23 protein-coding genes are annotated in these 21,470 nt (G+C 66.6%); 9 read left to right on the forward strand and 14 right to left on the reverse strand.

The features are described 5' to 3' along the window. Positions 1-6 precede the first annotated feature (6 nt). Together QNO00_RS15465 and QNO00_RS15470 are read right to left on the reverse strand one after the other, a co-directional pair. Positions 7-1,389, reverse strand: a complete 1,383-nt coding sequence (locus QNO00_RS15465) for a M20 family metallopeptidase (RefSeq protein WP_284025136.1) — start codon at positions 1,387-1,389, stop codon at positions 7-9. Positions 1,390-1,473: 84 nt separating this feature from the next. Then, complete coding sequence (locus QNO00_RS15470) at positions 1,474-2,235, reverse strand: SDR family NAD(P)-dependent oxidoreductase (RefSeq protein ID WP_284025137.1); 762 nt, start codon at positions 2,233-2,235, stop codon at positions 1,474-1,476. Between the two features lie 169 nt (positions 2,236-2,404). On the opposite strand from QNO00_RS15470, the gene QNO00_RS15475 reads away from it, so the two are divergent. From QNO00_RS15475 to QNO00_RS15485, 3 genes are all read left to right on the forward strand, one after another. After that, positions 2,405-3,094, forward strand: coding sequence for a phosphoribosyltransferase (locus QNO00_RS15475; protein ID WP_229966230.1), 690 nt, complete (start codon positions 2,405-2,407; stop codon positions 3,092-3,094). Positions 3,095-3,279: 185 nt separating this feature from the next. Then, on the forward strand, positions 3,280-3,873 hold the full coding sequence (locus tag QNO00_RS15480; protein WP_229966231.1) for an HdeD family acid-resistance protein: 594 nt from the start codon (positions 3,280-3,282) through the stop codon (positions 3,871-3,873). A 179-nt stretch (positions 3,874-4,052) separates the two neighbouring features. Next, positions 4,053-5,333: an ammonium transporter gene (locus QNO00_RS15485; RefSeq protein WP_284025138.1), complete on the forward strand. Its 1,281-nt coding sequence runs from the start codon at positions 4,053-4,055 to the stop codon at positions 5,331-5,333. A gap of 24 nt (positions 5,334-5,357) precedes the next feature. On the opposite strand, the gene QNO00_RS15490 is transcribed toward QNO00_RS15485, so the two are convergent. Beyond that, entirely contained in the window at positions 5,358-7,196 is a 1,839-nt protein-coding gene (locus tag QNO00_RS15490; protein WP_284025139.1) for a thiamine pyrophosphate-requiring protein, read from the reverse strand. A gap of 140 nt (positions 7,197-7,336) precedes the next feature. Here QNO00_RS15490 and QNO00_RS15495 point away from each other — a divergent pair, with 140 nt between their 5' ends. Further along, positions 7,337-7,873 carry a dihydrofolate reductase family protein gene (locus tag QNO00_RS15495; RefSeq protein ID WP_284025140.1) on the forward strand — a complete coding sequence of 179 codons (537 nt, stop codon included), beginning with the start codon at positions 7,337-7,339 and terminating at the stop codon, positions 7,871-7,873. 159 nt (positions 7,874-8,032) lie between these two features. Further along, positions 8,033-8,593, forward strand: a complete 561-nt coding sequence (locus QNO00_RS15500; RefSeq protein WP_284025141.1) for a GtrA family protein — start codon at positions 8,033-8,035, stop codon at positions 8,591-8,593. A 78-nt stretch (positions 8,594-8,671) separates the two neighbouring features. Here the strand turns inward: QNO00_RS15500 and QNO00_RS15505 are convergent, their stop codons facing one another. The 4 genes from QNO00_RS15505 to QNO00_RS15520 all read right to left on the reverse strand — a co-directional run bounded on the left by QNO00_RS15505 (position 8,672) and on the right by QNO00_RS15520 (position 12,241). Continuing rightward, positions 8,672-10,051, reverse strand: a complete 1,380-nt coding sequence (locus tag QNO00_RS15505; protein WP_229966236.1) for an NAD-dependent succinate-semialdehyde dehydrogenase — start codon at positions 10,049-10,051, stop codon at positions 8,672-8,674. A 96-nt stretch (positions 10,052-10,147) separates the two neighbouring features. Next, positions 10,148-10,969, reverse strand: a complete 822-nt coding sequence (locus tag QNO00_RS15510; RefSeq protein WP_284025142.1) for a trimeric intracellular cation channel family protein — start codon at positions 10,967-10,969, stop codon at positions 10,148-10,150. Positions 10,970-11,050: 81 nt separating this feature from the next. Then, positions 11,051-11,491, reverse strand: a complete 441-nt coding sequence (locus QNO00_RS15515) for an SRPBCC family protein (protein WP_229966238.1) — start codon at positions 11,489-11,491, stop codon at positions 11,051-11,053. Between the two features lie 75 nt (positions 11,492-11,566). Further along, positions 11,567-12,241, reverse strand: a complete 675-nt coding sequence (locus QNO00_RS15520; protein WP_284025143.1) for an NUDIX hydrolase — start codon at positions 12,239-12,241, stop codon at positions 11,567-11,569. Positions 12,242-12,386: 145 nt separating this feature from the next. Between QNO00_RS15520 and QNO00_RS15525 the strand changes: the two genes are divergently transcribed. Further along, positions 12,387-13,022 carry a GyrI-like domain-containing protein gene (locus QNO00_RS15525; protein WP_229966240.1) on the forward strand — a complete coding sequence of 212 codons (636 nt, stop codon included), beginning with the start codon at positions 12,387-12,389 and terminating at the stop codon, positions 13,020-13,022. Between the two features lie 14 nt (positions 13,023-13,036). On the opposite strand, the gene QNO00_RS15530 is transcribed toward QNO00_RS15525, so the two are convergent. Next, complete coding sequence (locus QNO00_RS15530) at positions 13,037-13,588, reverse strand: dihydrofolate reductase family protein (protein WP_284025144.1); 552 nt, start codon at positions 13,586-13,588, stop codon at positions 13,037-13,039. A 201-nt stretch (positions 13,589-13,789) separates the two neighbouring features. Between QNO00_RS15530 and QNO00_RS15535 the strand changes: the two genes are divergently transcribed. Next, complete coding sequence (locus tag QNO00_RS15535) at positions 13,790-14,143, forward strand: hypothetical protein (protein ID WP_284025145.1); 354 nt, start codon at positions 13,790-13,792, stop codon at positions 14,141-14,143. A gap of 60 nt (positions 14,144-14,203) precedes the next feature. Here the strand turns inward: QNO00_RS15535 and QNO00_RS15540 are convergent, their stop codons facing one another. Then, complete coding sequence (locus QNO00_RS15540; protein WP_284025146.1) at positions 14,204-15,472, reverse strand: ABC transporter permease; 1,269 nt, start codon at positions 15,470-15,472, stop codon at positions 14,204-14,206. After that, a complete protein-coding gene (locus QNO00_RS15545; RefSeq protein ID WP_284025147.1) occupies positions 15,469-16,191 on the reverse strand; it encodes an ABC transporter ATP-binding protein in 723 nt (240 codons plus the stop codon). The genes QNO00_RS15540 and QNO00_RS15545 overlap by 4 nt, the downstream gene beginning before the upstream one ends. Positions 16,192-16,323: 132 nt before the next feature. Here QNO00_RS15545 and QNO00_RS15550 point away from each other — a divergent pair, with 132 nt between their 5' ends. After that, complete coding sequence (locus tag QNO00_RS15550) at positions 16,324-16,554, forward strand: alpha/beta hydrolase (protein WP_284025148.1); 231 nt, start codon at positions 16,324-16,326, stop codon at positions 16,552-16,554. Positions 16,555-16,718: 164 nt separating this feature from the next. On the opposite strand, the gene QNO00_RS15555 is transcribed toward QNO00_RS15550, so the two are convergent. After that, the gene (locus QNO00_RS15555; RefSeq protein WP_284025149.1) at positions 16,719-17,300 is read right to left on the reverse strand and encodes a TIGR03086 family metal-binding protein; all 582 of its coding nucleotides are present in this window, start codon (positions 17,298-17,300) and stop codon (positions 16,719-16,721) included. A gap of 215 nt (positions 17,301-17,515) precedes the next feature. Between QNO00_RS15555 and QNO00_RS15560 the strand changes: the two genes are divergently transcribed. Beyond that, positions 17,516-18,160 carry a TMEM175 family protein gene (locus tag QNO00_RS15560; RefSeq protein ID WP_284025150.1) on the forward strand — a complete coding sequence of 215 codons (645 nt, stop codon included), beginning with the start codon at positions 17,516-17,518 and terminating at the stop codon, positions 18,158-18,160. Positions 18,161-18,242: 82 nt separating this feature from the next. Here the strand turns inward: QNO00_RS15560 and QNO00_RS17425 are convergent, their stop codons facing one another. The 3 genes from QNO00_RS17425 to QNO00_RS15565 form a co-directional block, all read right to left on the reverse strand. After that, positions 18,243-18,752, reverse strand: a complete 510-nt coding sequence (locus tag QNO00_RS17425) for a flavin reductase family protein (RefSeq protein ID WP_502863441.1) — start codon at positions 18,750-18,752, stop codon at positions 18,243-18,245. 30 nt (positions 18,753-18,782) lie between these two features. After that, positions 18,783-20,228, reverse strand: a complete 1,446-nt coding sequence (locus QNO00_RS17430; protein WP_502863443.1) for a GMC family oxidoreductase — start codon at positions 20,226-20,228, stop codon at positions 18,783-18,785. A 69-nt stretch (positions 20,229-20,297) separates the two neighbouring features. Then, positions 20,298-21,470 carry an ABC transporter ATP-binding protein gene (locus QNO00_RS15565; protein ID WP_284025151.1) on the reverse strand — a complete coding sequence of 391 codons (1,173 nt, stop codon included), beginning with the start codon at positions 21,468-21,470 and terminating at the stop codon, positions 20,298-20,300.

The following is a 21,470-nucleotide window of genomic DNA, read 5'->3' on the forward strand; positions in this document are numbered from 1 at the left end:
CCTGGGTCAGTCGAAATAGGCGGGAACGTCCACCGGGCCGCCGGCGTCGGCGAATTCCCGGGCCACCGCCCCGCGCAGTTCCGGGTCGCAGAGGTAGTCCAGGGCGGTCAGTGCCAGCCCCGCGGCGCCGTCGAGCGCACCGGACTCCGCGGCCGGCGAGCCCGCCGCCTCGGCGAAGGCCCGGGTGTGCAGGGCAACGTCGGGCGGAGCGATGCCGATCAGCGGATGGATGCCGGGAATCCGGTAGCTGACGTTCCCGAAATCGGTGGAGGCAGCGATGGTTTCGGACACCACGCCGGCCGGCAGCGGGCTGCGTCCCCGGCGCTGCTGTGCCGCCACCCACCGGCCGGTCAGGGCGGAGTTGGTGCGCACGGGCAGCGACGGCGGATGCTCATCCCAGCTGATTTCCACGCCGGTGCCGGTCATGAGGGCGGCTCCGGTGGCTATGTCTTCGAGCCGGCGGCTGAGGTCCTTCAACGTGTCGGGATACTTGGAGCGGGCGTAGAGCTTCATCACCGCTTTTTCCGGAATCACGCTGGGACGCTGGCCGCCCTCGGTGATGATGGCGTGCACGCGGTCGGCGGGCGGCAGCTGCTGGCGGAGCAGCCCGATGCCGGCGTAAGCCAGCGAGGCCGCGTCCAGCGCGTTGCGGCCCATGAACGGCTGGGCGGAGGCATGTGCCGCGACGCCGGAAAACGTGACCGTGAGCAGCCGCCGGCCGAGCCAGACCTGCTCGGCCAGGTCCATGGCATAGGGGTGGACCATGATCGCCGCATCGACGTCGTCGAAGGCGCCGTTGCGGGCCATGACCTCCTTGCCGGAGTGCCCTTCCTCGGCCGGCGTGCCCAGGAACACCACCCGTCCGGGAAAGGCTGCCGGGTTTTCTTCGAGCGTTTTCGCCAGGGCGATGAAGGCGCCCACGCCGGTGGCGGCAATGACGTTGTGGCCGCAGGCATGCCCCACCTCCGGCAGGGCGTCGTATTCGCTGAGGATGGCGATGGCCGGAACGCCGCGCGCAGCCGTACCGGCGTCGGTGCCGGTGCCCGTGCCGGTCCCGCTGCCTGATTCCTCTCCGATTTCAGCGCAGATTGCCGTGGGGAGGCCGTAGGCGCCCAGCTCCGCCTTGATTCCGTGCCGGTTCAGCAGGTCCACGAGAAACGCGGCGCTGCGGTGTTCCTCATACGCGGTTTCCGGATCCTGGTGCAGCGTATGGACGACGTCGTGCAGGTCTGCGGCGAGAGCGTCCACCTTGGCCTCCACCACGGCTGCCAGAGCCGCGGCTGCTCCGGCAAAAGGCGACTCAGGTGTCGATGCCGTCTGCATCCGGCGGCCCGTTTCGGCGTCGAGCTGGTTCAGGTAAGCGGTGCTGGGGACTGTGAGGCGCGTCATGGGCCCCCACACTAGGGCCGGGACGCGCTCCGGAGCCACTTCATGACGCGGTGTGCCGCGGCGGGGCCACCGGCCGCGGCGGAGCTACCGGCCGCGGCCGGCGATCCGTGCCACGAGGGCCTTCGGGCCGCGGGCGCCGACCCAGGCCAACGCCTTGTACCGCTTGGACGGAATGGACACGCCCTTGCCGGCGAAGGCGTCAGCGAGCCCCTCGCGCACCACGCGTTCGGCGTCGAGCCACATCCACCCCGGGTAGATGGACTTGTCCATGTCCATCCGCTGGTGAAACTCGGTGTGGACGAATCCGGGGCACAGGGCCGTGACATGCACCCCGCGGCCGCCGTAGTGGAGGTTGGCCCAGCGGCTGAAAGTGATCACCCAGGATTTCGCCGCGCTGTAGGTGCCGCGCGGGATGAAGCCGGCCACGGACGCCACGTTGATGATGTGGCCGCGTGGTTCCTCCATCCGGGAGAGCATCGTGTTCAGCGCGGTGTGGCTCAGCGCCAGCGGAGCTGCCACCAGCACGTTCAAGTGGTCCAGTTCCACGGAGAGCTCGTTGCGTTCGAAGCCGTTCTTCAGGCCGTAGCCGGCATTGTTCACCAGCATGCTGATGTCCGGCCTCTCCAGCCGCCGGCTGACCCGCTCCACGCCCTCGGGATCGGCCAGGTCGGCTGCAATGTACTCCGTATGTACGGCGTATTCGCGGGCCAGAAGTTCGGCCGAGTCCTTCAGCCGCTCCTCGTTCCGGGCCGTGAGGACCAGGTTGTAGCCGCGGTTGGCGAGCTGTCGGGCAAATTCGGCGCCGATGCCGGACGTCGCGCCGGTGATCAATGCTGTGGGAGTCATGGGTCCACCTTTCCACGCCCATCCTGCTATGCGCCGCAACCTTTGGCACGCGCCTCTGGCGAAGCTCAAGCCTTTGTCCCGCGCGGCCTCCGATCCGTGCCGACGCCTTGCACCCAGCTGCCGGCGCCCCTACCGTGGCAGGAAAGGCCCGGCCCCCATAGGAAGAGCCATGGCACCACTGCGGTTATATCGGGACAGGCAGGACGCAGGGCGGAAGCTCGGCGTCGAACTCGCGCCGTACTTCGGCACGCCGAACCTGCTGGTGCTGGGTCTCCCCCGCGGCGGCGTTCCGGTGGCCGCCGCGGTGGCGGGACTGCTGCGGGCCCCGCTGGACGTCGTGGCCGTGCGGAAAGTCGGCGTACCGCTGCAGCCGGAGCTGGCCGCAGGGGCACTGGCCTGGCTCGCCGGAACCGTCACCTCCGTGCGCAACGAAGCGGTCCTGGCCGAATGGCAGCGCTCCCTCGGGTCCTCCCGCGAACATGATCCGCGCGCTGCGGACCAGGCGTTCGACGACGCCGCTTCGGTGGAGCTGCTCGAAGTGATCCGCCGCGACAAGCTCTACCGGATGCGGCGCGATCCCCTGGACGTCAGCGGGCGCACCGTGCTGGTGGTGGATGACGGGTTGGCCACCGGCAGCACCATGCGCGCGGCCCTGCTGGGGCTGCGCGAGCAGAATCCGGCCCGCCTGGTTGCAGCTGCTCCGGTGAGCTGCGGGACAGCCGGGGAGGCGGCCGCAGCCGTGGCCGATGACGTCGTAATCCCCTGGCAGAGCGGCGCATTGTCCGCCGTTGGGCAGGCCTACGAGAGCTTCGACCAGACCACGGATGCCGAAGTCCAGCGCCTCCTGAACCTGCCGTAACCGAAGGCCGGCCGCAGCTGTGTCCGACACAACGGGCCGGCCAACATTCGGCGGGCCTGCCGGTCCCGGCGGTCTGCCGTGCCGGAGGGGCCTGAAGGGGCCCTGCCCTAGAGTTCCGGACACCTCCGGCGGGATAATCCAAGGGCGGGGGACCTTGCTGTTTCCGACTTTGTGGGAGGTTCCAAATGTCCATGTCAGGAAGTGCCCTTGGACTGGGCGGGTTGAACCTGGATGTCAGCGAACTCACTCGCAAGGCGGTGCGGAATATCCGCGGCGGGCTGGCCCTCACGGGGGCCCTCTCCATCGTGCTGGGCGTCTTGGTGCTGTTCTGGCCCGAGGCGACGCTGGATGTGGTTGCTTTCCTGTTCGGACTGTATTTCCTGGTCTCCGGAGCCGTGCGCGTTGTCACGGGCATCGTCACGCCGCTGTCCGGGGGACTGCGGGTCCTGAACATCCTCACCGGAGTGCTGCTCTTCGTCGTTGGCGTGGTGGCGATGCGCAATCCTCTGGCCTCGCTGACGGTGCTGGGCATGGTGATCGGCATTGCCTGGATCATCGAGGGCATCATGGCGCTGACCGAAATCGAGAGCGGCGGGTCGCGGTGGTACGCCATCACCTACGGGGTCATCAGCGTCATTGCCGGCGTGGTGGTGCTCTTCCTGCCGGTCGGTTCGCTGGCGGCGTTCGTCATCTTCGGCGGCATCTTCCTCGTGGTGCTGGGCATCGTGGAAGTGGTGCGGGCCCTCTCGTTCGGCCGCGGCCTGCCGCTGTCGGCGTAGGAACGCGTATTCCGCCGACTGTTCCGCGGCCGCGTCCAGCAACCTTCCAGCAGTTGTTAACACAGCGCTAACCTGCCCGGAAACCTGGATGTAATACGGGGCCTCCACTCTGGGAGAAGCACGGTTACCACCCGCCGCTCCGGCCCAGCGTGGCCGCCCATTCCGAATGGAGCATCTCCATGGACTCTGGAAACACTGCTTGGCTGCTGGCCAGTTCCGCGTTGGTCTGCCTGATGATTCCCGGTATCGCCTTCTTCTACGGAGGAATGGTCGGCTCGCGCCGGATCCTGAACATGATGTTGATGTGCTTCGGCGGAGCGAGTCTCGTCGCAGTGCTGTGGGTGCTCTACGGCTATTCGGCTGCTTTCGGCAACTCGGTAACGGGGGCGGGACTGCTGGGCAATCCGCTGGAGTTCCTCGGGCTCTCCGAGTTGCTGGTCGAAGACCCGGACAGTTCGCTGCCCGTGGCACTCTTCGCAGTCTTTCAGTTGATGTTTGCCTGCGTTACCACGGCCCTGGTGGCCGGGGCCGCCGCCGGCCGGATGAAATTCGCCGCCTGGATGCTGTTCGCCGGGCTGTGGGCCACCCTGGTCTACTTCCCGGTGGCGCACTGGGTCTTTGCCTTCAGCAGCGAAGACGGCACGGTCACGGGCGGCTGGATCGCCAATCAGCTGGGCGCGATCGACTTCGCCGGCGGCACCGCCGTCCACCTGAATGCGGGAGTGGCAGCGCTCGCACTGGCTCTGGTGCTGGGCCGTTCCAAGGGCTGGCCGCACGCCCACGGCAAGCCCCACAGCCGGCCGCTGGTGCTGCTCGGTGCGGGACTGCTCTGGGTTGGCTGGTACGGCTTCAACGCCGGTTCGGCCCTGAGCGCAGGCCACGCGGCCTCAGTCGTTTTCCTGAACACGGCAGTGGCTGCGGCTGCCGGGCTGCTCGGCTGGATGCTGATGGACCGGCTGCGGCTGGGCACGTCGTCCTCGCTCGGGGCGGCCTCCGGCCTGATCTCAGCGCTGGTGGCCATCACGCCGGCCTGCGGCGCGGTCAGCCCGCTGGGCGCCGTGGCGATTGGCCTGCTGGCCGGGCTCGTGTGCTCCCTGGCCATCGAGTGGAAGTTCCGGCTCGGCTATGACGACTCCCTCGACGTCGTCGGCGTCCACGCCGTGGGCGGGCTGCTCGGCACCCTGCTGATCGGCCTGTTCGCCACCGAGGCCGCGCCCAACGGCGTCAGCGGGCTGTTCTACGGCGGAGGCTTTGAGCTGCTGGGCATCCAGGCGCTGGCTGCCGGCGCGGTCCTTGCCTACTCCTTCGTGGTCACCTGGGTCATCGCGAAGGTGCTGCAGCTGACCATCGGCCTGCGCATCCCGGAGGAAAGCGAACTGCAGGGCATCGACATGGCGGCCCACGCAGAATCCGCCTATCTGAACGATGAGGAGCCGGTGGAACTGGGCGCACGCCCGTAGCTGCACCGGGAAAGGACAAACCCGTCAGTCCTCCGCCAGGGCCTGTTCCTGGCGGAGGTAGACGGAGAGGAGGTCGCGGGCGTGCTGCGTCTGCGGCCCTTCCTTTTCCATCGCTTCGACCATTGACGCGGCCTGCTTTTTCCCGGCGGGGAACGGCGGCAGAAGCGGAACGTCCGGGTCCGAAATGACCTCGATGATGCACGGCCGGTCGGCAGCGAGCGCCCGGTCCCAGGCGGCGCCCAGCAGTTCCGGATCCTCCACGCGGATGCCCTCGAAACCCAGCAGCTCCGCGTACCCGGCGTAGTTGAAGTCCGGCAGCGCCTGGCTGGCCTCAAACCGCGGCTCGGTCTCCATCTCCCGCTGTTCCCACGTGACTTCCGTCAGTTCGCGGTTGTTCAGCACACAGACGATGAAGCGCGGATCCGCCCACTGCTTCCAGAGCCGGCTGACAGTGATCAGTTCGGTGAGGCCGGCCATCTGCATGGCGCCGTCCCCGGCCAACGCGATGAGCGGCCGGTCGGGATGCGCCAGCTTCGCGGCCAGTCCGTAGGGCACGGCGCAGCCCATGCTCGCCAGCGTGCTGGAGAGGTGCGCCGGCACGCCCGCGGGGAGGCGCAGCTGCCGGGCGTACCAATAGACGCTGCTGCCCACGTCCACGGCCACCTGTGCGTCGGCGGGCAGGCGCCGGCTCAATTCGTGGACCGCGCGTTCGGGATTGATCGGGTCCGCCGGGGTGAAGGCCCGCTCGAGGGACAGCTCATGCCAGGAGCGCACTGCCTGTTCGACGTCGTCGCGCCAGGCGGAGCCGCCGCGCTCCTTGAGCAGCGGCAGCAGCGCATCGAGGCTGCCGGCCGCGTCACCGGTGACCGCCACCTCCACCGGATACCGGTTGCCGATCGCCGCCGAATCGATGTCGATCTGCACCGCCCGGGCGGCACCGGGCGGCGGATAGAACTCGGTCCACGGATCGTTGGAGCCGATGATCAGCAGCGTGTCACAGTTGCCCAGCACAAAGCCGCTGGCTGAGGTGCCCAAATGCCCCATGACGCCGGCAGCCAGCGGATGGGATTCATCCACATAGGGTTTGCCGAGCAGACTGGTGGTGATGGCGGCGCCGAGCTTCTCGGCCAGGGCCACCACCTGGGCCTGCGCACCCCGGGCCCCCTGTCCGACCAGCAGGGCAACTTTTTGCCCGCTGTTGAGCAGGTCCGCAGCGGCGGAGACGTCCTCCGGCCGCGGCAGGATGCGGGCCGGACTCCAGAGCGGTGCAGTGGTGAGGACTCCGTGTTCCTGTTCCAGCTCCGGCGCGTCGGCCTGCTGGACGTCGTGGGGCAGGATCACCACCGACGGGGTGCGGGTGGCCAGCGCCTCCTTGAAGGCCCGGTCAATGATCAGGGGTGCCTGCTCGGGGCTGCTCACCTGCTGCCGGAAGCCGGAGGCGACGTCGCGGAACAGATGCATCAGGTCCACCTCCTGCATGTAGGCCGAGCCCAGCACGCTCAGGCTCTGTTGCCCGATGAGGGCCACCACCGGCACCGAGTCCATCCGGGCGTCATAGAGGCCGTTGAGCAGATGGATGGCGCCGGGACCCTGGGTGGAAACGACAACTCCCACTTCCCCGGTGTACTTCGCATGCCCCACGGCCATGAATGCTGCGTTTTCCTCATGCCGGGCCTGGATGAACTCCGGGCCGCCGACGCGCCGCAGGGCACCCATCAGCGGGTTGATGCCGTCTCCGCTGTAGCCAAAGATGCGGCCCACGCCCCAGGCCTGAAGCCGCCGGACCAGCAGGTCCGCCACCAGCCCCGGTTCGCCCTGCTGTTCCGGCTTCCCCTGCTGTTCAGTACCGTCTGTTCCGCCCATGACGCCGCCTCCCGAAATGATCAGTGTGCTGAATAACCACCACTCTATCCCCCGGTCGGTTTCAGCAACTTTGCCCTCCCCAACCACAACCTGCAGCCGGCCTGGTGTGCCGGTCCTTCCCCGCCGTTATGCTCGTGGACATGGGTAAGGTCCTCTATTACGTCGCGTCATCACTGGATGGATACATAGCCACCGAGGACCACAACCTGGACTGGCTGCTGGCCTTCGGGTTTGAGGCCTTCCAAGAGCACTATGACCAGTTCATTGCCGGTGTCGGGTCTCTGGTCATGGGGTCGACCACTTATGAATGGGTCCGCGAGCGTGAGCCGGACAGCTGGGACTTCGGCGCGCTGCCCTGCCAAGTGCTGACACGACGGAGCCTGCAGGCGCCTCCGGACAGCGGCGTGCGCTTCGCCTCCGGGGAAATCCGGCGCATCTGTGCGGAAGCGGTGAACGACGCCGCCGGCCGCAACGTGTGGGTGGTGGGCGGCGGCGACGTGGCGGCGCAGTTCGCTGAGGCAGGGCTGCTCGACGAAATGCGGGTCACCTACATGCCCGTCGCCCTGGGCGCCGGGCGCCCACTGCTGCCGGTGTCTGTGCCGACGGCGCCGATGCGGCTGACCGGCACGACGTCGTTCAACGGCGGCGCCGCCGAGCTCCGCTTTTCCTTCATCTGAAGCTCTCCGTCATTGCTGCGCGGCTCTCCCGACCGCCAACTGTCTTGACCGTCACGCCCCGAATGGCCGGCAGCCTCAATTTTGTGCCCCTCGCCCCCTTGTGAAAATATCCAAGGGAATCCCGGCATCTGCCGGGCGGAGGAAGCAGGGAACGGGTCCATGGCCAACAGCAAAGTCGCGCCGGTGCGAAAGATCATGCGCCGGCTGGGCTCTTTTTCCCTCGTCGGCACCGTGGCCTTCGTGGTGGATGTATCCCTCTTCAATGTGCTGGCCTCCACGGTCCTCACGGACAGCCCGATCACCGCCAAGGTCGCTTCAGTCGCCGCCGCAACGGCCGTGTCCTGGATTGGCAGCCGCTACCTGACTTTCCGCAGCACCCGCGGCCGGAGCATCCGCAGCGAAACCCTGCTGTTCGCCCTGACCAACGTGGTGGGCCTGCTGATCGCCACCGGGTGCCTTTTCGTTTCCCACTACCTGCTGGGCTTTGACAGCCAGTTCGCCGACAACATCTCCGGGAATGTGGTGGGTGTCGCTGCCGGCAACGTCTTCCGCTACTTCGCCTACCGGTACATCGTGTTCACCACCGCAGAGGAACGGGCCGCCCGCACCGCGGCGAAAGAGACGGCGGCGGAACAAGACCGCGTCAGCGACAGCCCGGTGGAGGCCAGCCCGGCCGGGGATAGTCCGGCCACCGGCGGAGCGGTGAAGGAATCCGTTTAGTTCGCACTCCTCCGCCTACGACGACGGCGGTGCCGCCTTCCGGAGAAGGTGGCACCGCCGTCGTCGTACCGGGGTGGGTTAGCGCTGCTTCGGAGTGCGGATGAGCTTCTTGTTAACGAACTCGTCCATGCCGAAGCGGCCCAGTTCGCGGCCCACGCCGGAACGCTTGACGCCGCCGAACGGCAGGTCCTCCTGCGTGCCGGAGACTCCGTTGATCCAGACCATGCCCGATTCCAGCTGGTCGGCAACTTCCAGGGCCTTCTCCTCGTCGGCGCTGAAGACGGCGCCGCCCAGGCCGTAGGGCGAGCTGTTGGCCAGCTCCACGGCTTCGTCGGCGCTGGAAACCTTGTAGATCACTGCGGCCGGACCGAAGAGCTCCTCGGAGAAGGCACGCATGTCCTCGGTGACACCGGTCAGCACGGTGGGCTGCACGTAGGCGCCGGGACCGTCGATGAGGCTGCCGCCGGTGTGCAGGGTGGCACCCTTGTCCACGGCGTCCCGGATCTGTTCGACCAGGCCGTCCGCGGCCGCCTGCGAGGAGAGCGGGCCGAAGCGGGTGTCCTCATCCAGCGGGTTCCCGGGCTGGATCTTTTCCATCTTCGCCGTGAACTTCTGCACGAAGTCCTCGTAGAGGTCCTCCATGACGATGAAGCGCTTGGCAGCGTTGCAGGCCTGCCCGGCGTTGCCCATGCGCCCGGCCACTGCGGAGGCGACCGTGGCGTCCAGGTCCTTGGTATCCAGCACGATGAACGGATCGCTGCCGCCCAGTTCCAGCACGAACTTCTTCAGGTTCCGGCCGGCGACCTCGGCGACGGCGGACCCGGCGCGCTCGGAGCCGGTGAGCGAGACACCCTGGATCCGGGGATCGGCAATGATGTCCGCGGCCTGCTCGTTGGTGGCGAACAGGTTGATGTAGGCATCCTGCGGCAGGCCTGCGTCACGGAAGATCTGTTCCATGACCAGGGCCGACTGCGGGCAGTTGTTGGCGTGCTTGAGCAGCACTGTGTTGCCCAGCATCAGGTTGGGACCGGCGAAGCGGGCCACCTGGTAGTACGGGTAGTTCCACGGCATGATGCCCAGGATGGCGCCGATCGGTGCGGTCTTCACGGTGGCTCCGCCGCCGCCCTTGACGGTGAGTTCCTCATCGGCCATGAAGCCGGGGCCCTCGGTGGCGTAGTAGTCGTAGATGTTTGCCGAGAGGGCTACTTCACTCTTGGCTTCGCTCAGGGGCTTGCCCATTTCCGTCGCGATGAGCGCGGCGAGTTCATCGCTGCGTTCGCGGTACAGCTCGGCTACCCGGGCGATGGTTTTGCTGCGGGTTTCCACCGGCTGCCGGCGCCAGGCGGCGAAGGCGCCGTGGGCCGCGCTGATTGCTTCGTTGATCTCGCTGTTGGTGGCTTCGGCGAATTCTTTGAGTGTTTCCCCGGTTGCGGGGTTCACGGTTTTGTAAGCAGTCATTCCTGCCACGCTACCCGCGGGCAGGTGCCGGGGCCAGCCGGCATTTCGCTCCCAGCTCAATGCACCGGCGCGGTCAGCCTCAATGCAGCGGGGCGGTCAGGGGCGGACCGGCGGGGCCTCGCCGTCGGCTTCGGGTCGTTTTCGGCGGAAGGAGCGAAGGCCCGGAACCCGGTTGAAGCGGGGCCGCGGCCACCCCTGTTCCTTCTTTCGGCCGCCCCTGCGCCCCGCGGCTTCCCCGGGCAAATCCCCCACCACGGAGCCTGCCCCGCGCGGGCGGCGGGTCAGGCGGACGCTCCACTCCCCCGGTGCCGGCAGCCGCCAGCCGCGGCGCCGGGCCACGGTGCAGACGACGGCGGCCGTCACGATGGCCATGCCCATTCCGAGGTTCGGCAAACCGAGGTGATACAGGATCACCATTTCCACGGAAGCGATCAGGGCGCCGGTGGCGTAGAGCGTGTTCCCGCCGAAGATGGCCGGCACCCGGCCAACCACAATGTCGCGGATCATGCCGCCGCCCACCGCCGTGGCCATGCCGATCAGGATCGCCGGGAGCCACTCCAGATCGACCGCCAGGGCCTTGGACGTGCCGGTGGCCGCCCAGCAGCCCAGGGCGAAGGCATCGATGACGATCAAAAACCGGTTGGCCCATTTGCCTCGAAGCTCAATCAGATAGGCGATGAACGCGCCGGCGATGGCGACGATCAGATAGGCGGGGTTGGTCAGTGCCACCGGCGTTCCGACCTGCAGCAGGGTGTCGCGCAGGACACCGCCGCCCAGTGCGGAGGTCAGCGCCAGGACCAGGAACCCGATGGGATCCATGCGCAGCTGCCGGGCCACGGCACCGCCGAGCACGCCGTTTGCCAGCACTCCGGCCAAATCAACGACGTCGAAGACGGCTCCCGGATCGAAATTCTCCACGTCGCTCCCGGTGCTCGATTATTGCCGTGTTTCCGGCGTCCATTCTAGCCGTGGCGGCGGCTGGCGCGTCGCCTGCGGCGGCTACTTCGCCGAGAAGTGGGCGGCCAGCTTCTCCAGGGTCTGTTCCAGGTTTGCCGGATGCCGGCGGGTGACACCCGTGATGCGGTACATGACGCGGTGGCGGACGTTCCGCGCATCCCACTGTTCGGTCACCAGGGTGCCGCCGTCCGCGGGCTCGAGGAGGTACCGCCAGACATGGCCGCCGGAGTGGCGCCAGGCAATCCGGCGGCCTTCCTCGAACTCGGTCACCGTGTTGCTGATCTTGTAGGGCACACCCATCTTCATGTCCATCCCGAACCGGGCTCCGGGCGCCAGCCGGTCCGGGCCGCTGGGGTGCGCCGCGCGGACCGTGCCCGATCCGTCGATGACGCTGTGCATGGCCGGGCGGGCGAGCAGATCGAACACGGCATCCGGTGAAGCGGACACCAGCCGGTCGCGGGAAATCAAATAGGGACTGTTCATCGGCCCAGTGTAATGGCGGGTTGATCCGGGCCGCGGCGGCACCAGAACCGCGCCCGCCGCGAGCTGCACGGTGAGCTAGAACGTCCGCTGATAGGTCCACGCGGTTCCGTCACGGATCAGCCGGTGCCGGCGGAAGGGTTCCGCGGCCGCGTCAGCTCCCGGGTATTCAGCGTCGCCCTGCCACACCATGACAGGAGGCACCTGCCCGGGCAGCTGGCGGGTTACATACGTTTCGGGAACGGCTGCCGCAGCGCCGGCCAGCGCCTCGGCCACATTCTTCCGGTCCAGCAGCCCGTGCAGGGTGACCCAGGTGGGCGGCACCAGGTCCATCGTCCCCTCGGTGCTCCGGCGCAGCGCTTCCGCCGGTGACAGCCAGACGGCGTCGACGTGTTCTTCCGGGCTGAGCCGGATATTCCCGGCGGGCGCCGCAGCCACGAAGAACTCAGTTTTCCAGCGGCGCGGGGCTTCCGGCGGCGGCACCCAGCAGGACAACCGCGCCAGTTCCTCCGGCGCCAGCACCAACCCGGTTTCCTCAGCCGTTTCCCGCACGCCCGCCCGGCGGGCGGCAGCCACTTCGGCGTCGTCGTTCTCCGTTGGCTCCGCGGCGTCGGAGGGGTCCACCACTCCGCCGGGAAAGACCCAGGCGCCGGCGAAGGAACCCCGGTGGCGGGGGCGTTCAAGCAGCAGCACCTGCAGGCCGGCCGGGGCATCGCGCAGCAGCACCACTGTGGCGGCCGTACCGTGCAGCATGCCGGGCATCCATTCGTGAGGAAATGTCGTGCAGGGATCCGTTCCCCCAAGAGGATGGTAGCCGTTTGGTTCGGGGCGGTAGCCGTCGGCACGCTGGCCGACCTACGCTGAAGACCGAGGTGGCGGCGGTTTCCAAGGGCGGTGCATGACAGTGGAGAAGTTCGAATTCAGGAAGGCCTATCCGGAGCTGTACGCTCCGAAAGCCGGTGATTTCGTCCTCGTGGAGGTTCCGCCGCTGCAGTACCTGGCATATGACGGCAGCGGGGATCCCAACACGTCCGAGGAGTATGTCTCCGCCCTGGAATGCCTCTACCCCACGGCGTATGCCGTGAAGTTCGCGTCGAAAAAGGACCTGGACCGCGACTTCACCGTGGGCCCGTTGGAGGGCCAATGGCGGGCCGACGACATGGAGGCGTTCACCCGCGGCGCCAAGGATGAGTGGGACTGGACGATGCTGGTTGCCCAGCCGGCGTGGATCACCCGGGACATGGTGCGGGCGGCGGTCACTGCGGTGCAGCAGAAAAAAGGCCTGCCCGGGCTGGACCGGCTGCGGCTGGTCACCCTTGACGAAGGCACCTCGGTGCAGATTCTGTACATCGGCGCCTATGACGCCGAAGGCCCCGTGCTTGAGCGGCTGCACCACCAGTGGATGCCCGCCCACGGACTGACGTTTAACGGCGACCACCACGAGGTGTACCTCAGCGACCCGCGGCGGACCGCTGCGGAGAAGCTGCGGACGGTGCTGCGGCAGCCGGTCCGCCCGCTCCAGCCCTCTGATTAGACCAGGGCTGTCCGTCAGTCAGGACGCGGTCCGTACGTGAGCACGGCGTTTCCCGAAACGGTGATCTGCGAGTCGACCAGCTGCAGCCGCGTCCGCGGGTCTCCCGGTTTGAACAGCCGCTGCCCGGAGCCGGCCACCACCGGGTGGACGACGAGGGTGAGCGCATCCAGCAGCCCGGCAAAGAGCAGTTGGCGGACCACTGAAATGCTGCCGTCCACGGCGATGTCTCCGCCGTCGAGCTCCTTGAGCCGCCGGACAAAGTCTTTCAGCTCACCGTCCATGAGCGTGGAATTTTCCCACTGCAGATCCGCCTTGGCCAGTGTCGTGGAGGCGACGAACTTCTGAATCGGGTTAATGAAACTGCCGAAGGCGTCCTCCTGGTTGCCGGGCCAGTAGTCCGCCCACTGTTCGTAGGTCACGCGGCCCAGCAGCACCGTGTCCTGCGTGGAAAGTGCCGTTCCCATCAGCGCGCCCAGGTTCTCGTCGAAGTGGTCGAACTGCCACTCCCCCGGACTTTCCACCACGCCGTCGATCGAGCTGAACAGTGAAGCCGTCACCTTGCGCATGTTGATCTCCTGCCGCCGCCATGCCCTGCGTCTTCCGACCGGAGGTTTCCTGCCGGACCCGTTCCCGGGCAGGATAGCCGCTTGGTCATCTGAGGGGAATGCCGCAGGAAAGGGTCACCGGCAGGGGCTTCCGGTCGGTCCCGGATGCGTCTTAGGATGGCGGCGAAGCCTATATCATTCCGTTCCGCAGGAGGAATGGCCATGCCTTCGAACCCGCCGTCGGCGTCCGGCCCCCATGGATCCGCCGGCCGCCAGGACTACGGCAATGTCCCGGTGATTATTTCGGCCGTACTGGCCGCCGTGGCCGGCGTGGCCGTGGCCCTTTTCTCCACCGGAGGAACGGAGCGTGACTTCCGGTGGGAGCTGGGTGTTGCGGCTGCCTGCGTGACCTTCATAGTGTCGCTGCTGATTTTCCTGCTCCTGATCGTCACCGCCCGCCCCAACCCCGAGAACTTGGGCAAGGGCACCGGGATCAGGCGCAGCTTCGGTTCCAAGCCGGGCGCGGTCGACGACGACGACCGCGGGTTTCGCCCGGACGACCCGGATCCGCGGTAGCGAAGCCCGGCGGGACCACCGCCGGCGACGGGCCGCCGGGCGAACGCCCCGCCGCTGCCGTTACTCGTACCGCAGGGCGTCGATCGGGTTCTGCTTCGCCGCACGGCGGGCCGGCAAGGTGCCGGCCAAGAACGCAATCAGCATGACGACGCCGATGATGGTCGCCACTGAGGCAGGCGTGAACAGCATGATGTGCAGGCCGGGCAGGGCCGAAAGCACGGTATTGGACAGCACGGAGCTGATTATCGAGCCGAGCCCGACGGCGACGCCGGCCCCGAGCGCGGAGCCGAGAAAGCCGATGAAGATGGCTTCGAAGCTGAACAGGGCGAAGATCTTGCCGCCGCCCATGCCCATGGCCTTCATCAGCCCGATTTCCCGGGTGCGTTCCTGCACGCTCATCAGCAGCGTGTTCACAATGCCGAAGCCGGCAGCGATCAGGGCAATGACTGCGAAGGCATTCAGCACGCCGATGATGCCGTTGATGACGGTCTGGATGGCGCCGATCTGGTCCGCGACGGTCAGGCCGGTAAAGCCCTGCGCTTCAAGGTCCGCCTTGACGGCCGCGATCTGCTCTTCGTCCGTGCCGGCGTCCAGGAAGGCAATGGAGGTGATGTACCCGGTGGAGACACCCTCCGGGATGCCGGTGCGCTGCAGGGCGTCCAGTTCGGCGCGCAGGTCGGAGTTGAAGCCGGCACCGTCGCCGAACAGCGAGTCGTTCTGCACGCCGGCGATGACGGCCTCAACGGTGTGCTGGGTGCCGGCGTAGTCGGTGACCGCGATGGACACGGTCTGGTCCAGGGCGGCGTCGGCGTCGGCAAAGCCCAGCGGTTCCACGTAGCTGGACGGGATCAGCATTTCCGCTCCGGTGCCTTCGCCCAGCTGGCGTCCGGCGGCGAGGTCGGCATCGGCCAGCCCCACCATCGGGTTGGTGGTCAGCTCGAACTTGGCTCCGCCGTCGTACTGGATGTAGTCCGGCGCCAGCATCGCGGCGGGCTCGACCTTTTCGATGCCCTCGGTGGCGAGGATGGTCTCGATGTCCGCGTCGGCGAGCAGGGTGAAGTTGCCCTGGGTGGCGGCGCCGTCGGGGTTGTATTCCTTGGGCCCGTCATCTTCGGCTGCGGCCTCGGCGGTGGGCGAGACGGTCATCAGGTTGTCGCCGCCGATGGCGCCGACCTGCTTGTCGATGTAGTCCGAGACGCCGGCGCCGATCGCGCTGGTCAGGGTCAGGGTGAAGGCACCGATGAAGATCGCGACGACGGTCAGCGCGGTGCGGACCTTGCTGCGGAAGGTATTCGCTACGGCTGAGCGGAGAATATCGCCGACGGTCATGCTGGGGCCCCTGTGGTGATGGTGGTGGAGGTGAGTTCGGCGGCGGACACTTCGCGGCCGTCCTTGATGTAGAACTGGCGCCCGCAGCGGGCGGCGAGGTCGGTGTCGTGCGTGACCGCGATCAGGGTGATGCCCTGCTCCCGGTTCAGGTCGAAGAGGATGTCCTCGACGACGGCGCCGGTGGCGGTGTCCAGGTTGCCGGTCGGTTCATCGGCGAAGATCACCGACGGGTTGTTCACCAGGGCGCGGGCAATCACCACGCGCTGCTTCTGGCCGCCGGAGAGGTCGGTGGCGCGGTTCTTGGCCTTGTCCGCCATTTCCAGGCGTTCCAGTGCCTCCATGCCCCGTCGTTTGCGTTCGGCCGGCTTCACGCCGGCGATCATCAGCGGCAGGACGACGTTGTCCAGCACCGACGAGTTGGGGGTGAGGAAGAACTGTTGGAACACGAAGCCGAAGTCGCGGTTGCGCAGTTCGTTCAGCTCGTTCTTGCCCAGCGAGCGGGCGTCCTGGCCCTTGACCGTGATGGTGCCGCCGTCCGGGGTGTCCAGCAGGGCGAGCAGGTGCATGAGGGTGGACTTGCCCGAGCCGCTTTTGCCGACGATGGCCAGGGATTCACCGGCTTCGACGGCGAGGTTGACGCCCTTGAGCGCATCGAAGCGGTTCTCGCCCTGCCCGTACGACTTGGTCAGGCCCTGGGCGCTGAGTATGTGTGCTGTCATGCTGTTCAGATTATGTGCGGCACCTGCACGTTTGCCGTGTGTGCCCGGCCATGCCGTCGTGTCAGCGGGCGTCCTGCGGAGGGGTCCCGCAGATCCGCTTTTACGCCGGCAGGGCCGGATATTGACTTCTGAATGGCAGCGATACCCCCGGCATTCATGCCCGGCGGTCCGCGGCACGGCAAGCCCGAGATTTTCGTTTCACACGGCCGCGCCGACAACGTCCGGCCCCTCCGTTCCAGCAGCCGCAAGATGGTCCCGTCACTGGAACGGGACGGCTACGGCGTCAGCTACCGGGAGCGTGACGGCGGCCACTCGGCTCCGCCGTTGATCATTGGGGAGGCGCTGGACTGGCTGGGCTGGTAGCCGGAATCCAATCCGGCGGGCGCTGCCGCGCACTGGCTCCCACTCTTTGTTGCCTTCTGGGGCCAGTGTGATCCCTGCGGCCTCATGCGTCACGAAGACTGGGAACCCGTGCACGCTCTGGCGGTTCTGCCCGCACGGATTCACCGCACGGACAAAGCTCCCGCTCAGAGCGGCGGAACCCAGGCGGGATCGCGGCCGGTCAGCCCGATCAGCTGGTCCAGGGGCGAGGCTGCCTCATCCACCGGAACCGCGGGCCCGAAAAGCTCCGGGCTGCGGGGCTGTTCCAGCAGGAATTCCGCGCAGGCCTGCACAGCCCGCGGGTCCGGGTTGAAGTGCTGGCCGGTGGAGCGGGCCAGGTCCCAGCCGTGCACAATGATCTCGTCCAGGGCAAACATCCCGGCTTCGGAGGCCGAGAGCGGAACCCGCCCGGCCACGGTCTCGCCGTCCCAGGCTGATGGGTCGGCCCAGGCCCCGGCCAGGGCGGTGAGCTGATTGGGAATCCGCTCCCGCCAGCCCCCGGCCAGGTTGCCGGAATCGGCCGGCGGAGCTTCCTCGGCGCCCGGCGGCAGCGCACGCTTGAGCGCCGCGAGCTGGAACTCCAGTGACAGCCCGTCCATGTGGTCCAGGAGATCGCCCACCGTGTACTCGGGCGACGGCGTGGGCCAGTTCAGCTGATCGTCCCGGATGGCGGTTATAACCGCGCCGGTGTCCCGGGCTGCATGGTGAAAATCGACTGGAGCGCGCATGTTTCCTCCTCGCGGGAGAGCATCTGCCGGATCGGCAGGACCCATCTGCTCTCCTCAAAACGGTAGCAATGAAGAGTCCCGGCCCGTAAGGGTCAGCCGGTCCAGCCAGGTCACCGGCGGGATTCTTCCTGCCCGTCCAGGGGCTCTTTCCACCGTCCCCGGCCACGGCTAGGATTGCCGCACCGATAATCCGGCAGCGCGGAAGACGGTGGGCCATGGCCAAGAAGCCTGCGGAATCCGAAGCGGGCCGTGCAGGAGAGTCCCGGCTGATCAGTTTCATCGATGCCGTCATTGCCATCGCGATGACTCTGCTGGTCCTGCCACTGGTCGACGATGCCGCGGACATCGGCACGCAGTCCCCCGCGGCATTCCTGCGGGACAACGCCTATGGCCTCTTTGCCTTTGTCCTGAGTTTTGTGGTGATTTTCCGTTTCTGGCTGGGCCACCACCAGATGTACGAGGGAGTCTCCGGCTACACCCCGGGCCTGGTCTGGGCGAATCTGCTCTGGCTGCTGTGCCTGGTGTTCCTGCCCTTCCCCACCCAACTGCTGGACACCGGCGACCGGGGCGGCTCGCTGACCAACGGCCTGTACATCGGGACAATGGTGCTCGCCAGCGCCTCCGCGCTGGTCCAGCAGCTGATCATTCGCCGCACACCGGCCCTGACCGCACCTGACGCCGACCCGGTTCCGGTGCTTCCGGCGGCCACGATAACGGCACTGTTGGCGGCAGCCCTGCTGGTCGCAGTCGCGGTTCCAGCAGTCGGGCTCTGGGCGCTGCTGCTGCTCTTCCTGCAGGCGCCGGTGCAGCGGCTGGCCGCACGGTGTGCAACTCACACCATGGGAAGACGCCGTGCGTGATTTGAGGGGACTATCCCGTTTCGATGGCTGCCGGCCCTCTGGCCTCCGTCTCTGGTACCGCGGTTGACCCCGGGATGCTCTTCTAGGTCCAAGGAGCAAAGCGCCTGCGCAGGTACCCCAGAGGGGCAGTGCCCGATGCTGTCACCTGGCACACCTTGCCAAGAAGGATCGTGTGATCTCCAGCGTGAATCACTTGATGGACCTCGCAGTCCGCAGAAGCGGTGGAGTCTTCGGTTAGTTGGGGGGCCCCCTGCGGGCCCGAACGCCAGGCAAAGTCCCCCAGGTTGGCGGTTTTGCCGCTGGCGAAAGCAACCGCAGCCCGGGAACCGTCACCGGAAAGTATATTGATGCCAAAGCGCCCCTCCCGCAGTACAGGAGCAAGCGCCCTGCACCCTTGACCCAGGCTCACCATTACAAGCGGGGGGTCCATGGAAATCGAGGCGAAGGCGTTGACGGTCATTCCTCCTGCATCTTCGCCTCCCCATGTCACCACAGTGACACCGGTGGGAAAACTCCCCACAAACGCCTTGAATTCCTCTGGGTATAGGTGCATTTCCACAGCTTCGGAGACCGGTGCGGGTTGAAGACTCATGGCAACTTCTTTCTGCAATGACGGACTCGACTATCGCAGTATTTCAGTAGTTGGAGTAAATACCAATGGATTGGAAACTTTTTCTTCTGACGCGGCAATCAGTCGGGCCGCTCTGCTTCCTACCACGGCCTCTGTAAGCCACGGATCAGCCCTGACCATTGTGGGAAAGATCGAAGCATCCACGACCCGCACTCCCTTGACTCCGTAGACGCGGCACTGAGGGTCGACAACGGCAGCGGGGTCACTGGGGCCGCCCATGCGGCAGCTGGAAGAATGGTGCCCTGCTGGCTGAAAGGCCGTCTCCGCCCAGCCATCAACCTCGATGTCTGTCATGCCAAAACGCCAGGGGCGCCCCGACTCGTCAGTGACCGCCCCCAGGGCGTCCCGGAACTCGGGGCGGCTGATCAGGTTCGACAGGTGCCGGTACATAAGGCGTGAACGGATACGATCCAATGGATGTGACAGGAGTGCCGGTTCCAGAACAGGCTTAACCCCCGGGTCCGCCGACCCAATAGCGGTCCTGCCCCGAGAGAACACTTGTGCAAGTGCGCCGACCACCAGCGCCCGGAATCCAGGAGGCGCCCCCAGCCGCCAGTCCCGGTCCGAAATGGACTGCTGCCGGTTGACGGTCCAAGCCATCATGTCGCCGCTTCCCGTTGCTTCCAACCCAGTGTTCCAGCGTGCCAGCATGCCAAAAGAACGGCTCCCGGAGATCTCAGCAGACCCTGATGCGACCACCACCCGCGGATGGGTCTGAAGCCCAATGCCCACGGGACTGTCAATGAGGGGAACGACACCGGCCCGGCGGAGAACCTCGGGCGGCCCTATACCCGAACGCTGAAGAACCGCTGGGGATCCTACGGCTCCTGCGCACAACAGCACCTCACCCGCAAAAAAGGACTGGCTATGGCCTCCATGGCGTGCAATGACGCCGGCGGCCCGGTTGCCGTCCCACAGAATTCGGTCCACAAGGACGCCTCCGCGCAGCGAGATTCCGCCATGCCTTTGCTCATCCCCGAACAACGTCCGTGCCCACGGGCCCGAGTCTTCCTTTCCCCGCGCCAGCGGAGACACGCCCAGGACTCCTGGGGCATTGTGGTTCGGCGCCCACGGATGGCCTTCTTCCAGGGCTGCGGACCGGAAGCCCCAGTCGACGTTGCTCCAGTCAGCTTCCGGCGTGCGGCTCACCTTTATGGGGCCCTTAGAGCCATGTGGCGGCAGCTGGCCGAATTCGGCGTCCGCCTCCACGCATTTGAAGTGCGGAAGCACATCCTCCGGCGCCCAGCCGGAGCATCCGACTGCAGACCAGTGATCGAATTCGAGTATGTGCGGGCGGATCCCCCGGCGACTTGGGTGTGCAGCCCCATGACCGGATTCAAGGACGAGAATCCGTTTCTTGCCGCCAGCCGCCAGCCCAGCAGCCAGCGCCCGTCCTGCGGCGCCGGCCCCGACAATTACAAAGTCCCAGGTTTCCACGACGTAGAGGCCTCCCGTTCAGGCAGCCGAAATGTTCAGTTCCCGGCAACGCCCCGACTGTCCTCCCGCCTAGGCGCCGAAGATATGGACTTTGTCCGGATCCACGGCGATCCAACCTTCCTCTCCGCGTTCCAATGGCTCTCCGTGCCAAACGCGGTACACCTTATGCTGGAATGTCAGGATCTGCTCAGCGTGGCTGCCAGAGAAAAGTTCGGTACGGTAAACGGCCCTGAGCTTGTTGGGACCAGTCGGTTCAACCGCAGATACAGTGCCGTGCTCGGGCCGGAAAATCGCGACAGCCTCGTCACCTACATTCATGGTGTGCGGCACATGTGTGCCACGAATCCGGCCAATTGCCGTCTCCACTTCCACCCCCTCGGAATCAACGGCCACCACCTTGCCCGGCAGCTCGTTGGTTGAGCCGATAAAGGTTGCGACGTATCGGGAAGCCGGGTTCTGGTAAACCTCGCGGGGGGAAGCCAGTTGGGCAACCTTGCCCTTCTCCAGAACTGCGATCTGCGTACCCAGCTCCATGGCATCTTCCTGGTCATGCGTCACATAGACGGCCGCGAATCCAAAGCGCCGTTGCAGCGCCGTCAACTCCACGCGGAGGTCCTTGCGCACCTTTGCATCAACGTTTGAGAGTGGTTCATCGAAAAGCACCAGTGCATCGCCGCTGACGAGCGCCCGGGCCAGCGCAACGCGTTGCTGCTGACCGCCGCTAATGTGGTTTGGATATTGGGTAATCACTTCGTCGATGCCAACAAGTTTGGCTATCCGGTTCACGTCCTCTTCGACCTGTGCTTTTTTGATCTTGCGGTTGCGCAGCGGGTACGCAATGTTGTCGAAGACTGACATGTTCGGCCAGAGGGCGTAAGACTGGAACACCATGCTCAGTGTTCGCTGCTGGGCCGAGAGTTCAATGCGCTCGACCGAGCTGTAAACCGTCTTCCCGTCGATGTCGATCCGGCCTGCATCAGGCTTCTCCAGTCCGGCTATACAGCGCAGAAGCGTGGTCTTGCCGCACCCACTCGGTCCCAGAAGAACCAGGAACTCACCGGCGCTAACGGAAAGGCTGACGCCGTCGACCGCCGGAACCGTCGTGCCGTTGGCCCGCTGGAAGAACTTTGACAGCGACTGGACGATCAAAACTTCTCGTCCACGCTCAGGTTTGTCAGTCTGCTCATCCGCAGCGGGTGCGAAGGAGGAAGATGTGGTTTCAGTCAGTTGGATGCCGCTCAT

The organism is Arthrobacter sp. zg-Y1219, from assembly GCF_030125545.1.
GTDB lineage: Bacteria > Actinomycetota > Actinomycetes > Actinomycetales > Micrococcaceae > Arthrobacter_B.

What these genes read in the sequence shown, in the direction of transcription:
- QNO00_RS15525 (WP_229966240.1), top strand. Translation starts at nt 12,387, where the DNA reads ATGACAGTGGAGAAGTTCGAATTCAGGAAGGCCTATCCGGAGCTGTAC.
- QNO00_RS15470 (WP_284025137.1), bottom strand. Translation starts at nt 2,235, where the DNA reads ATGACTCCCACAGCATTGATCACCGGCGCGACGTCCGGCATCGGCGCC.
- QNO00_RS15530 (WP_284025144.1), bottom strand. Translation starts at nt 13,588, where the DNA reads ATGCGCAAGGTGACGGCTTCACTGTTCAGCTCGATCGACGGCGTGGTG.
- QNO00_RS15465 (WP_284025136.1), bottom strand. Translation starts at nt 1,389, where the DNA reads ATGACGCGCCTCACAGTCCCCAGCACCGCTTACCTGAACCAGCTCGAC.
- QNO00_RS15485 (WP_284025138.1), top strand. Translation starts at nt 4,053, where the DNA reads ATGGACTCTGGAAACACTGCTTGGCTGCTGGCCAGTTCCGCGTTGGTC.
- QNO00_RS15550 (WP_284025148.1), top strand. Translation starts at nt 16,324, where the DNA reads ATGGCAGCGATACCCCCGGCATTCATGCCCGGCGGTCCGCGGCACGGC.
- QNO00_RS15480 (WP_229966231.1), top strand. Translation starts at nt 3,280, where the DNA reads ATGTCCATGTCAGGAAGTGCCCTTGGACTGGGCGGGTTGAACCTGGAT.
- QNO00_RS15520 (WP_284025143.1), bottom strand. Translation starts at nt 12,241, where the DNA reads ATGCTGCACGGTACGGCCGCCACAGTGGTGCTGCTGCGCGATGCCCCG.
- QNO00_RS17425 (WP_502863441.1), bottom strand. Translation starts at nt 18,752, where the DNA reads ATGAGTCTTCAACCCGCACCGGTCTCCGAAGCTGTGGAAATGCACCTA.
- QNO00_RS15500 (WP_284025141.1), top strand. Translation starts at nt 8,033, where the DNA reads ATGGCCAACAGCAAAGTCGCGCCGGTGCGAAAGATCATGCGCCGGCTG.
- QNO00_RS15565 (WP_284025151.1), bottom strand. Translation starts at nt 21,470, where the DNA reads ATGAGCGGCATCCAACTGACTGAAACCACATCTTCCTCCTTCGCACCC.
- QNO00_RS15560 (WP_284025150.1), top strand. Translation starts at nt 17,516, where the DNA reads ATGGCCAAGAAGCCTGCGGAATCCGAAGCGGGCCGTGCAGGAGAGTCC.
- QNO00_RS15495 (WP_284025140.1), top strand. Translation starts at nt 7,337, where the DNA reads ATGGGTAAGGTCCTCTATTACGTCGCGTCATCACTGGATGGATACATA.
- QNO00_RS15475 (WP_229966230.1), top strand. Translation starts at nt 2,405, where the DNA reads ATGGCACCACTGCGGTTATATCGGGACAGGCAGGACGCAGGGCGGAAG.
- QNO00_RS15505 (WP_229966236.1), bottom strand. Translation starts at nt 10,051, where the DNA reads ATGACTGCTTACAAAACCGTGAACCCCGCAACCGGGGAAACACTCAAA.
- QNO00_RS15545 (WP_284025147.1), bottom strand. Translation starts at nt 16,191, where the DNA reads ATGACAGCACACATACTCAGCGCCCAGGGCCTGACCAAGTCGTACGGG.
- QNO00_RS15490 (WP_284025139.1), bottom strand. Translation starts at nt 7,196, where the DNA reads ATGGGCGGAACAGACGGTACTGAACAGCAGGGGAAGCCGGAACAGCAG.
- QNO00_RS15515 (WP_229966238.1), bottom strand. Translation starts at nt 11,491, where the DNA reads ATGAACAGTCCCTATTTGATTTCCCGCGACCGGCTGGTGTCCGCTTCA.
- QNO00_RS15555 (WP_284025149.1), bottom strand. Translation starts at nt 17,300, where the DNA reads ATGCGCGCTCCAGTCGATTTTCACCATGCAGCCCGGGACACCGGCGCG.
- QNO00_RS15540 (WP_284025146.1), bottom strand. Translation starts at nt 15,472, where the DNA reads ATGACCGTCGGCGATATTCTCCGCTCAGCCGTAGCGAATACCTTCCGC.
- QNO00_RS15535 (WP_284025145.1), top strand. Translation starts at nt 13,790, where the DNA reads ATGCCTTCGAACCCGCCGTCGGCGTCCGGCCCCCATGGATCCGCCGGC.